Raw genomic sequence first — 12245 nt, forward strand, 5'->3', positions numbered from 1 at the left:
ATAACAATTTGATCTATAGAACAATGTCAATTTCCATAGTAATAATAATAGTAGCCTTCGCTGGCCTTCCGTTTGACATTATTCAGCACCACACCCAGCATCTTCGCGCCTACTCTGTCCAGGTTCGCCTTGGCCTTAGCAGCAATTTCCCGTTTCACTTTGCCGTAGCTGACAACCATAATAACACCATCACTCTTCGAGGCAACAATCTGTGCGTCCGTTACAGCAAGGAGCGGTGGAGTATCAAACATGATTACATCAAACTGCTGACGTAACTCCTGCAGAACCATACTCATCCGGTTCGAGGCCATCATTTCGGCAGGATTAGGTGGAATCGGTCCCGACGTCATGATGGACAGGTTAGGAACTCCAGATTCCTGTATAACATCTCTTAATTCAGACTGTTGGGATAACAATGACGATAATCCATAGCGGTTACTTAGCGAAAATGTCTTGTGAGCCGTAGGCTTCCGCAGGTCACCGTCAATTAACAGCACCTTCTTATCAGCTTGAGCATAAGCAGCTGCAAGATTGGCCGTAACCGTGGATTTCCCTTCTTCCGGTCCGGAGGAGGTAACCATAATAATCTGAATCCGTTCATCTACAGACGAGAAATCAATATTCGTACGCAGCGCCCGGAACGCTTCCGATACCGGAGAACGCGGGTTGGTTACGGTAATCAGGTGGCGTTGTTTATTTGGCTGCTGAGACATGTTCGAGTTCGCCCGCCTTTCTGGATAACGTCTGTGCCTGTGTTGTTGTTCCCTTTGTTTCTTCCTGGCCGAGTCTGGTAATCATTGCAATCGTCGGCAGACCTAAGTATTTCTCGATATCCTCTTCCGTCTTCAATGTATCATCCAGATACTCCAGCAGGAAGGCTATACCAAGTCCGATCATCAGCGACACAATAATGGCAATAGCCATGTTCATCACGACGTTGGGTTCAACCGGCCCTGGTGCGACAGGCGGATTGAGCTTGGCCTCATTCAGGATCGATACATTCTGTACATTGAACAAGGAAGGGATCTCCTGTTTGAACACAAGTGAAATCGCATTTACGATTTCTGCTGCTCTCTGGTATGAATTATCTCGAACGACAAGTGTCATCACCTGCGTGTTATTGACAGAGCTCACATTAACCTTCTTAAGCAACTCTTCGGCAGTGGTATTAAACTCCGGGTAATCCTTGGCTACAACATCCAGAATAGCCGGTGTCTTGATAATCTCTTTATAGGTGTTAATCAATTGAATATTGGTATTAATCTGGTTCAAGTCCAGCTGTGATGCTGAGGTCTGTACCTGCTGTGTCTGATTAACAATAATCTTGGTTGAAGCTTCATATACCGGATTCTTAATGTACAGGCTGTACACTCCGGCAAGCAGACATACGACGACCACAATACTGACAATCATCCACAGTCTCTTCTTAACAATCTGGAAATAATCGCGAAGATCCAATTCTTGAGCTGACAAGTGAATTTCCCTCCAAGCGGTTTCTAAAATGATATAATCCGTGCTAAAAAAGTGCCTCCTCTCATACTGACGAGAGGAGGCTCTCCACTTGCTTCATTATTGCTTACTTGAAGTTGATTGTACGGTAGATGATAACAGCAGCTTCTGCACGAGTAGCTGTATTGTTAGGGTTAAACTTACCCGCATTACCGATTACAAGGTTGTTACTTGCTGCAAAGGCTACGCCGTCTTTCAGGGAAGCGCTGATCTTCGCAGCATCCGAGAACTTGCTCAGTGCAGAAGCATCTGTAGCTGCAGCAGGGTTAAGGGATTTAACTGCACGGGAGATCATGGTTGCCATCTCAGCACGTGTGATTGTTGCATTTGGATCAAAGGTCGAAGCGTTGCGTCCAGTGATGATACCCTTTTCAGCTGCTACTGCAACATATGGAGCATACCATGCAGTGGAAGCTACATCGCTGAAGCTTTCAGTTGCTGTGCTGTTCTCAAGGTTCAGTGCACGGATCAGCATCTTCGCGAATTCAGCACGGGTTACATTGCTCTTAGGAGCGAACTTGCCGGAGCCGATTCCTTCAATTGCGCCCTTAGCAGCTACAACCTGAATCTGTCTGCCAGCCCAAGCCTGTACAATTGCGATATCGCTGAAGGTTACCTTGTTCTCAACTACAGCATAGGAAGAGAAGGTATCACGCGGTTCAACGATGTAATCACCGTCAACAACCCCACCCTGGAATTGAAGAGCACCATATACAATCTTCGCTACCGACAGCAGTTCTTTATCAAGGCCAGTTGTAGCAACCAATGGAAGCTTGATAGTCAATGGTTGTTTGAAGGTTGTTGTTGCTACTCCGCCCACTGTCAGGTCGAAGGAGTATACCTTGGAAGCCAGCTTCAGGGTAGTGATAGAAGTTACTGTGGTATCAGCTTCAGTAGAAACGGTCAAAGTTACTGCTTCACCGAATTGCGTTACTGGAATGGTTACTGTCAAACCATTGAAGGTTACAGCAACGTTAGCAATACCTTTAGCTTTTGCAGCTTCAATAATTGCTTTGGACAGCGGAACTTCCACAGTCGCAGCGTTCACTGTACCAAGGTTCAGGGTAAGTGTAAGGCCAGTCTTACCAGCGTTAGCAGCTACAAGAGCATCGAATGCTTTGAGGACATCAGCGTCTACGAGATTAAGAGTCGCTTTGTTGCCAACAACAGTTACTTGCTTGGAAACATCATATACACCTGGAACAGGAGTTGTTGGTGTAGTAATGACTCCTCCAGTATTACCGGTATTGTTACCGTCTGTTGTAACAAGCGGATACGTACGGATGTAAGCAAGAGCAAGCGCCTGAGTTGCCTGCTTAGCAGACTTAATCTCAGTGTTCACGTTATTAAATGTCTTAACGATGTCATCCGCAGTAATTCCCAGGTTGTAAACAGCCTGGCTTACTGTCAATTCACCGGCACCCGTCTTGTGCTGAAGCACCTTGTATACTGCATCCTTAACCAGTGTCTTCTGGGATTCAGGATTAGCGATGATGTTAATCAGGTCGGCATTGCTCTTGCTTCCCAGCAAAGCGCGAAGCTCTGCTTCTACACCGTTAGTAGCGAAGAAGAAATCAAGAATATCATCGAAAGTAAGACCTTCTACCTGGGCTTTGGCTGCAATGCTGTTGAACAGCTTAACGTTGTCAACATCGTAACGAATTTCTTTCAGCGCATCGAAATCATCGGCATATACATTGTAAACTACGCTGGATACACTCTTGAACAATTTCAGGGAAGTTGCCTTCTCCTCAGGGTTCAGTTCAAGCTTACCAAGAACCGGAGCGAAAATTTCATCGAACTTATCCTGGCTCAGGCCTGCTACTTCAGTAGAATAGGCTTTCAAATAAGTTGCTTCTGTTACAGTCAGGTTGGAATAGATCGCCTTGATCTTGTTCTTCACTGTATCGTGGGATACGGAAGCTGCTGATGCCACACCGTTCAAGTGCTTAGCCAGTCCTTCGCTGCTGAATGGAAACCCTGCTACGGATGCTGCTGCCATGCTTACTGCTAGTGTTGATACTGCCAGTTTCTTCTTCAAACTCACTTGTCATCCACCTCTTCATATGTAGTTATAAAATCTTATACTGCGGTAATGCTAGATAAGTTGCGCCCTGACTCATCAAAAAAATTGTAACAATAACCCAGTAAAAACAATTCTACCATCATTCTACAGGCAGGTCACCCTTTACGAGAAAAAAATCCGAACAATTTATGAAGCTTCTTGCCAGAATCACTATAAATAGCCCGAATTAACTCCTCATTGTCGATGATTTTCTGCGAATTTTGGCGGAATTTGTCGCAAGCCACAGTTCCCAGTTCCTTCTCCAAAACTTTGAAAGCTTCACTTAGTCCGAACGGACGATGACTGTTATCGTGTGCATCCGAGGCGATAACATGAACCGCGTTCCTGCGGCACAGATCGATAGACAGCTTCTGCAGCTTGCTCCCAAAGGTTCCGGCCAGACTCTGGGCAGTTACCTGCCCTACAGCTCCCAGCTCTATTAATCTCTCAAGCTTGACTGGGTTACCGGCAACCTCAGCGTTGCGCTCCGGATGGGCGATGACCGGAACGAAGCCCTGAATCACCAGCTCGTGACAGGTCTCTTCCATTGTGCGCGGCACACGGGAAGAAGGCATTTCCAACAGAATGTATCTCGTATTTGCCAGCGTCAGTAGTTCACCCTGCTCCAGATCATTCAAGAGCTCCCCGTAGACACGGATCTCCTGGCCGGGAAGCACAAGCAGCGGAAGGCCAGCCTGCCGGATTCTATCATTCAGCAGCGCTACCGCTTGTCCAATGGCCGGTGCGGGATTCATATATACTCCGTTAGCATGATGCGGCGTGGCAACAACAGTAGAAATGCCATCCTGTACGGCATCCTGTGCCATGGAGAGGGCTGCTTCCCAGTCGGCAGCACCGTCATCCATAAAAGGCAAAATGTGGCTATGAATATCTATCATATCCTATTTATCGGTCCTTTTCCAGTTGAATTGAATAGATTCATCAAAAAAATACAACCATTTCACTAGGAAATGATTGCTAAAAATGTACTTTGTTCATGCTTAAGCTTCCAGGAAAAACATGACTTTGGCTATCGCCGCAAGCTCTTTATCGATCTCACTGCATTCCTCAACAGACTGTGCATCATTGCGTAAATCCAGCAATCTGTCAGCCTTGCGTCTCAGCTCCGTAATTTCCCGCTCTACAGCATCTGATTTATATACATTGATTATTTCTGAAAGGGAATGCTTATGCTGATAGATTAGTTTACTCCCCGAATCCGTCAATTCCGAAATCCGGCGTACGGATCCGCGCTCATAATAATAGACCATAGTAAAACCTTTATAGATTCTATTCACAGTCCCGGTCCCTTTATAGGTGACGAACAGCTTGCGGACAGCATTATTGAGATGCGAATTAACCACACGGCAGGATAGCGAACAGGTGTAGATCCCCCGCTTATTCTCAACTGTGAGACGTACTTCCTCACCCCCGGCTTCCTCAAGAACAATGACCTGCTCCCCGCCCCCGGCGACCTTAACCCGGTGGCTGATATAGCAGGTATCGGCTGTGAGCAGAAACTGGTTCATCTGAAATTCTGTCATCTGCAAAGTCGCATTTACATATTCTGTAGCCAATCGCTGAGCCATAACCATCCCTCTATTCTTTGTAATAGCCTCTACAACGATTATACATGGATGAGTGCGGGTTATCTCATGAGCGGAAACAGACTATATTGGCATAATCGATCTTGCGTCTTAAAAATACAGGGTGAGCGGGAGATATCATATATATTCCTCACTATTCTGTGAGGAATGCGTCCGGATGCTTGCTTTTACGCACTACAGCAGCAGATGCTCAGGATTCGGTTTCCTCATCAGGCCCGGCTTCCCGCCCGGAAGTTACCTCTTCTGGTTCACCTTGTTCCAATGGCTCTTCTGTTTCTTCCATCTCATTAAGTCTGCTGTAATCCTCAATCAGAGCCCACAGCTCCTCACGGCCTAGTCCCAGCTCCGATGAGAATGGAATGAAGTTATCCCCCGGCAGCACGCCGAGCTCCTGCTTCATGATCTTGATGTGCTTCGGCCAGCGTGTCTTGGGAATCTTGTCTGCCTTGGTTGCTACCACACAGAGCGGCAGATCGTAATGCTTGAGCCAGTCAAACATCATTTTATCGTTGCTTGTCGGCGGATGGCGCAGGTCCACTACAAGCAGGATAAGCTTCAGTGTCTCACGCTCTTCCATGTATTTCTCAACCATTTTGCCCCATGAGGCCCGCTGTGTCTTGGATACCTTGGCATATCCATATCCCGGGAAATCGACAAAATACATATCCTGATTAACCCGGTAATAGTTCATATGCTGTGTCTTACCCGGTGTAGAACTGGTGCGGGCGAGATTCTTGCGGTTGATCATCCGGTTAATCAGAGAAGACTTCCCGACGTTGGAGCGCCCTGCCAGAGCAATCTCCGGCAAGGCGTCCGTTGGGTATTGATCAGGGCCTACGGCGCTGATGATAAATTCGGCGTTGTTAACTTTCAAATGGAACTTCCTTTCTAATGCACACTACTCGGCGCTTTACTGCTGATATCTGCCTGCTGGTCTACGAGCGCATGCTGGAGCACCTGGTCCATATGGGACACTGGTATAAACTCCACGTCATTACGTACGCTCTCAGGAATGTCCTTGAGGTCGCGTTCGTTGTCTTTGGGCAGCAGAATTTTTTTGTAGCCGGCCCGGTGGGCAGCCAGTGACTTCTCTTTGAGTCCGCCGATTGGCAGGACACGTCCGCGGAGCGTAATTTCACCTGTCATCGCTACATCCTTGGAGACATAACGTTTGGTGAGTGCTGAGATGAGCGCGGTAGCAATCGTAATGCCGGCAGACGGACCATCCTTAGGTATGGCACCTTCAGGAATATGAATGTGAATATCGTTCTTCTCGTGGAAGTCCGGGGCAAGCCCTAGTTCCTCCGCTTTTGAACGGGTATAGCTGAATGCAGCCTGTGCGGATTCCTTCATCACATCGCCCAACTTACCGGTAAGCGTGAGCTTCCCTGTACCCTGAACCACTGTTACTTCAATCAGCAGTGTATCGCCGCCGACTTCAGTCCAGGCCAGACCGGTGACTGTGCCGATCTGATCCTCCAGCTCTGCCATTCCGTAGCGGTATTTGGATTCACCCAGATATTCTTTAACTTCAGCAGGAAGGATCGTAACCTGCTCCTTCTCACTGGATACAATCTGCTTCGCAGCCTTACGGCAGAGTGCAGCAATCTGCTGCTCCAAATTACGCACGCCGGATTCCCGCGTATATTCACGGACAATCTTCAGCAAAGTGTCGTCCTCAATTACGAGCTGTGCATCCTCAAGACCGTGATTCTTACGCTGCTTCGGCAGCAGGTAGCGGCTGGCAATCTGCAGCTTCTCAAGCTCCGTATAGCCGGGAATATACAGCATCTCCATCCGGTCGAGCAGCGGACGCGGAATGTTGTGTACCGCATTCGCTGTGGTTACGAACATCACCTTCGAAAGATCAAACGGCAGCTCCACAAAGTGGTCGCTGAACGTATTGTTCTGTTCCGGATCGAGTACTTCAAGTAAGGCTGCGGACGGATCGCCGCGGAAATCAGAAGCCATCTTGTCGATTTCATCAAGCAGAAAGACCGGATTAAGGCTTCCGGCTGTCTTCATCCCCTGGATGATCCGGCCCGGCATGGCGCCGACATAGGTGCGGCGGTGGCCGCGGATCTCGGCTTCATCACGCACACCGCCAAGCGAAATGCGGACGAACTTGCGGTTCAGCGAACGGGCTATGGAGCGTGCCAGTGAGGTTTTACCGACGCCCGGAGGCCCTACCAGACAGAGAATCGGCCCTTTCAGCTCCTTAACCAGCTTCTGCACAGCCAAGTATTCCAGGACACGTTCCTTAGGTTTCTCCAGACCGTAGTGATCGGCATCAAGCACCTGTTCCGCTTTTAGAATATCCAGATCATCTTCGGTCTCTTCGCTCCAAGGCAGACCAAGCAGCCAATCCACATAGTTGCGGATCACACTGCCTTCGGCTGAGCTTGCAGGCATTTTCTCCAGACGGTCGATTTCCTTCTCGATCTTCTCCTGCACCCGCTCAGGCAGGTTCTTCTCCTGCATTTGCGAGCGCAGCTCTTCAGCTTCCCCGGCCCGGCCTTCCTTCTCACCGAGCTCCTTCTGGATCGCTTTCATCTGTTCGCGGAGGTAATATTCCTTCTGGGTCTTCTCCATCTGCTTCTTCACGCGCTGGTTAATCTTGCGTTCAAGCTCCAGCACTTCACGCTCATTATTGAGAATATCGAGCAGCTTCTCCAGGCGTTTGCTGACATCAATGGTCTCCAGAATCTCCTGCTTATCCTTGATCTTCAGCGCCAGGTGGCTTGTAATGACATCAGCCAGACGTCCCGGCTCTTCAATATCGGAGACAGCTGCCAGAGTCTCTGGAGTGACCTTCTTGGACAACGTAATATAATGCTCGAATTGGCTGAGCACCGTGCGCATCAAGGCGTCGCTCTCCTGATCGACATCCTCCTGCTCCGGCAGCTCGCGCGCCATAACCTCGTAATACTCCTCATTATCCGTATAATGAATAATTTCGGCCCGTTCCACTCCTTCAACCAGCACACGGATCGTGCCGTTCGGAAGCTTCAGCATCTGCCGCACATTGGCAACAGTACCGACCCGAAAAATATCTTCTTGTCCAGGCTCCTCAATATTCACTTCTGACTGGGAGCAGAGGAGAATCAAGTTATCTTCAACCATAGCTTTTTCCAGTGCACGAACGGACTTCTCGCGCCCTACATCAAGGTGCAGAACCATGCTAGGGTACACAAGAAGACCTCTAAGCGGCAATAAAGGAAAACGACGACCTTTGGATTTGTTCGGCATCATCGCTTTCGCACCTCCCATGGTTCTCAAGTTATGTCATATAGATCATTTTAACAAAAGCAGGTTGAAAACACCAACTGGCACCACGTTAAGCAGCAGTCCTTTTTTGTACAGGACATTCGTTATGTATTATTCGTGCTTTTATTATAGAATATGTCCTATTTCCTCAAGATTAAAAAAGACGCCTCACGGCGTCCGGCTTAATCTATAGGATCTGTATGAATGCTCGCGGGCTTTCAACAGCAGCTCTTCTCTTTTGGCGGGGACGAGGCAATCGGCATAAAGAGTTTCATAGTACCCGGCCAGAAAGTCATTCCATTTGCGTCTCCATTCGTGTAGCATGAGCATCCCCCTTTGCTGAATTGTTAGTATTGATTATTAACCAATTCTATGAGGGATTAAGCGAAAATAGTACAACCAGCACAAAAAGCCGGACATGATTCCTCCGGCTTTTTGTCTTCCTCTTCTTTCCCTAAGCCTGCGCACCTTCCCCCGCAGCATCCGCCTTGAGCAGCGAAGCCGAGGAGAACGTCTCGCCCGATACTGCCGGCAGGCGGATGTCGGCAGTGCCGGAGCCGAACAGGTGACGGAAAACCTCGTCAACGGTGTCAACGGGGATGACCTGGAGCGGAGCAACGTCGGCGAATAAGGACTGCCAGTTATCCTTCGGGATAAAGACAGTGGTCGCGCCGGCCTGGAAGGCGGCTTCGACCTTGGCGATGACACCGCCGACCGGCTTCACGCGGCCGTGGATACCAATCTCGCCGGTGATAGCGACAGTGTTATCTACCGGCAGCTGACGAATGGCGGAGACGATGGCGACAGCCATTGCTACACCGGCAGACGGGCCGTCAATCGGCGTGCCGCCGGGGAAGTTCACATGCAGGTCATACCGGTCCGGCTCCAGGTTCATCGTGCGCAGCACGGTGAGCACATTCTCGACCGAGCCCTTGGCCATGCTCTTGCGGCGGATCGTCCGGGAGCCTCCGCCGATCTCTTCTTCATCGACTACGCCGGTAATGTTCAGCCGGCCCTGCCCGTTCTTCGCCAGTGCGGCAGATACCTCAATCTCCAGCAGTGTCCCCATGCCCGGCCCGTAGACGGCTAGCCCGTTGACCAGCCCGATCTGCGGGGAGGTCGGGATCTTGCGCTCAGTGCGCAGCGGCAGCTGGCTGCTGCCCGCTACCCACTCGACTTCTGCCGCCGTCAGCGTGTCCCGCTGCTCGGTCAGAGCAAGGCCGGCGGCCAGCTGGATCATATTCACAGCTTCACGGCCGTTAGTCGCGTACTGCTGAACCACCGCCACCGCTTCCGGACTCGGCTTCAGGCCGATCTTCTGGATCGCATCCCTGGCAATCACCTCAATCTCCTCCGGCAGCAGCGGCCGGAAGTAAATCTCCATGCAGCGTGAACGCAGGGCCGGCGATATTTCATCGGGTGAGCGCGTAGTCGCTCCAACCAGCCGGAAATCGGCGGGCAGCCCATTCTGGAAAATATCATGGATATAAGCCGGCGTGTTGCTGTCCTCCGAGTTATAGTAGGCACTCTCCAGCAGCACCTTGCGGTCCTCCAGCACCTTGAGCAGCTTGTTCATCTGAATGGGATGCAGCTCGCCGATCTCATCCAGGAACAGAATACCCCCATGTGCCTTCGTCACAGCCCCCGGTTTGGGCTGCGGCACTCCGGCAATCCCCATTGCTCCGGCCCCCTGATAAATCGGGTCATGCACAGAACCGATCAGCGGATCGGCAATCCCCCGCTCGTCAAAACGTGCCGTAGTCGCATCAATCTCTGTAAACTTGGCATCATGCTTAAAAGGGGAGAGCGCGTTCTTCTTCGCCTCTTCCATTACCACCCGTGCTGCCGCAGTCTTGCCGACTCCCGGGGGCCCGTAGATGATCACATGCTGGGGATTCGCGCTGCAGAGCGCCGCTTTGAGCGCTCGCAGCCCGTCCTTTTGCCCGACAATATCTCCGATTGAGGCCGGACGCGTCTTTTCCGAGAGCGGCTTGGTCAGGGAGATCATCCGCATTTTCCGCAGCTTGTCCAGCTCCTTGCGCGACTCCCGGTCCACCGCGGTTTTGTTGGTCTTTTGCCCACGCAGCAGATTCCAAAAATAAACGCCGATAACCAGCGCAAAAAAGAGCTGCACGATCATCAGCAATATACCTAATTCCATAGGTCACCCTCCTGTTTCATTCATATCTATCTGTTCGGCCCAATTGGCTGCTACTAGGTAGTATAGCCGTTTCAGAAATTAGTAAACGCGCAGGCGATTCAGGCTGCACTATTTTTTTGCATACTACCCTATACAGGCGGAGATACTGAGCGGACAGGAGGAGATGGAAATGACTGAGAAGCAGCATCCGGAGAAGCGCCAGGATGATCTGCCGGGTACGCAGGCGCTTTTTCAGGAGGAGATGCGCAGACGCCTGGGGAGTAGCACAGATATTATTTACCGTTTTCTCGCGCTTGGCCCATTCTCTGCTGTTATTATTTTCATAGAAGGAATGGCTGACCCCCAGGCTCTGATTGAGGCGCTGCACAGGGATCTGTCTCTATTCTCGGAGATAGATGGTGCAGAGCCCGCACGTGGACTGAAGCTGTTAAAAGAACGGACTATCACGCTCGGCAAAGTAGGAGAAGTCCATACGCTGGAACAGATTGAAGCGGAAATTCTAAGCGGCAATACGGTTCTTTACATTGAAAAAGCTGCTGGTGCCTTGTCCGTTGGAACCGAAAATCTGAAGCAGCGCGCTGTGGAGGATGCTACTTCACAGTCCGTCGTAAGAGGCCCGCGTGAGGGCTTCACGGAGTCGCTGCGCGAGAATACTGCGCTTGTCCGCAGACGGATTCAGAATCCGCAGCTGCGGATTGAAGAACGGAAGCTGGGTACAGCCACCTGTACCGCCGTGTCAGTCATGTATATGGAAGACAGAGTGGATATGACAGCACTGGAGGAGCTTAGGCGCAGGCTGAATGCCGCCAAGCTGGACAGTGTGCTGGAGAGTAATTATATCGAGGAGATGATTCAGGACAAACGCTACAGCCCTTTTCCCACAGTGTACAACACGGAAAGACCGGATGTAACAGCTTCTGCCCTGCTGGAGGGCCGGATTGCCATCCTAGTGGACGGTACACCGTTTGTGCTGGTCGTTCCAGCGCTGCTTGTCCAGTTTTTCCAGTCCAGTGAGGACTACTACCAGCGCAGTGATTTTGCCAGCCTGGTCCGGATGCTCCGCTATCTCTGCTTTCTGCTCGCCCTGCTGACACCGTCATTCTATATCGCGATTACGACCTTTCATCAGGAGATGATCCCCACCAGCCTGCTGATCAGCCTGATCGGTCAACGTGAAGGCATTCCATTTCCCGCTTTTCTGGAGGCCTTCATTATGGAGGTTACCTTCGAAATTCTGCGCGAAGCCGGCATCCGCCTGCCCAAATCAATAGGCCAATCGGTCTCAATTGTCGGAACGCTGGTTATCGGCCAGGCTGCAGTCGATGCCGGTCTGGTCTCTGCGGCCATGGTCATTGTCGTCGCGATCACAGCGATTGCCAACTTTGCACTGCCGGCGTTCAATGTGGGCATTTCCGTGCGGATCCTGCGGTTTGTACTGATGGGGATTGCTGCTTCGTTCGGCTTGTACGGCATGGTAATTGCGCTAATTATTCTTGCACTGCATCTGTGCAGCCTGGAATCGCTGGGTGTTCCTTATATGGGCTCCTTTGCCCCGCTGCGCCGGGGAGCACAGAAGGACACTTTTGTCAGACTCTCACAGCGGATGAAGAAGCGGTATTTCAACCGGAGCTGATTA

General features: G+C 50.6%; 10 protein-coding genes. 1 reads left to right on the forward strand and 9 read right to left on the reverse strand.

Annotation, left to right across the window (positions count from 1 at the left end; translation table 11 throughout):
- Window positions 1–26 precede the first annotated feature (26 nt).
- From BLR64_RS13330 to lonB, 9 genes are all read right to left on the reverse strand, one after another.
- On the reverse strand, window positions 27–713 hold the full coding sequence (locus tag BLR64_RS13330; RefSeq protein WP_090714805.1) for a CpsD/CapB family tyrosine-protein kinase: 687 nt from the start codon (window positions 711–713) through the stop codon (window positions 27–29).
- Window positions 694–1473, reverse strand: coding sequence for a YveK family protein (locus tag BLR64_RS13335; RefSeq protein WP_090714807.1), 780 nt, complete (start codon window positions 1471–1473; stop codon window positions 694–696). The genes BLR64_RS13330 and BLR64_RS13335 overlap by 20 nt, the downstream gene beginning before the upstream one ends.
- Before the next feature lie 103 nt (window positions 1474–1576).
- Window positions 1577–3556: an S-layer homology domain-containing protein gene (locus BLR64_RS13340; RefSeq protein WP_090714809.1), complete on the reverse strand. Its 1980-nt coding sequence runs from the start codon at window positions 3554–3556 to the stop codon at window positions 1577–1579.
- A 134-nt stretch (window positions 3557–3690) separates the two neighbouring features.
- A complete protein-coding gene (locus BLR64_RS13345; protein WP_139171975.1) occupies window positions 3691–4473 on the reverse strand; it encodes a tyrosine-protein phosphatase in 783 nt (260 codons plus the stop codon).
- Between the two features lie 102 nt (window positions 4474–4575).
- Window positions 4576–5163, reverse strand: coding sequence for a non-ribosomal peptide synthetase module (locus BLR64_RS13350; RefSeq protein WP_090714812.1), 588 nt, complete (start codon window positions 5161–5163; stop codon window positions 4576–4578).
- 208 nt (window positions 5164–5371) lie between these two features.
- Complete coding sequence (yihA, locus tag BLR64_RS13355) at window positions 5372–6055, reverse strand: ribosome biogenesis GTP-binding protein YihA/YsxC (protein WP_090714813.1); 684 nt, start codon at window positions 6053–6055, stop codon at window positions 5372–5374.
- Between the two features lie 14 nt (window positions 6056–6069).
- A complete protein-coding gene (gene lon / locus BLR64_RS13360) occupies window positions 6070–8433 on the reverse strand; it encodes an endopeptidase La (RefSeq protein ID WP_090714815.1) in 2364 nt (787 codons plus the stop codon).
- A 183-nt stretch (window positions 8434–8616) separates the two neighbouring features.
- Window positions 8617–8772 (reverse strand): hypothetical protein, encoded by a 156-nt coding sequence (locus BLR64_RS30325; protein ID WP_156123845.1) that lies wholly within the window; start codon window positions 8770–8772, stop codon window positions 8617–8619.
- A gap of 130 nt (window positions 8773–8902) precedes the next feature.
- A complete protein-coding gene (gene lonB, locus BLR64_RS13365; RefSeq protein WP_090714817.1) occupies window positions 8903–10609 on the reverse strand; it encodes an ATP-dependent protease LonB in 1707 nt (568 codons plus the stop codon).
- Between the two features lie 169 nt (window positions 10610–10778).
- On the opposite strand from lonB, the gene BLR64_RS13370 reads away from it, so the two are divergent.
- Window positions 10779–12242: a spore germination protein gene (locus BLR64_RS13370; protein WP_090714818.1), complete on the forward strand. Its 1464-nt coding sequence runs from the start codon at window positions 10779–10781 to the stop codon at window positions 12240–12242.
- Window positions 12243–12245: the final 3 nt, after the last annotated feature.

Origin of the sequence: Paenibacillus typhae, from assembly GCF_900099765.1 — a bacterium.
GTDB lineage: Bacteria > Bacillota > Bacilli > Paenibacillales > Paenibacillaceae > Paenibacillus_AQ > Paenibacillus_AQ typhae.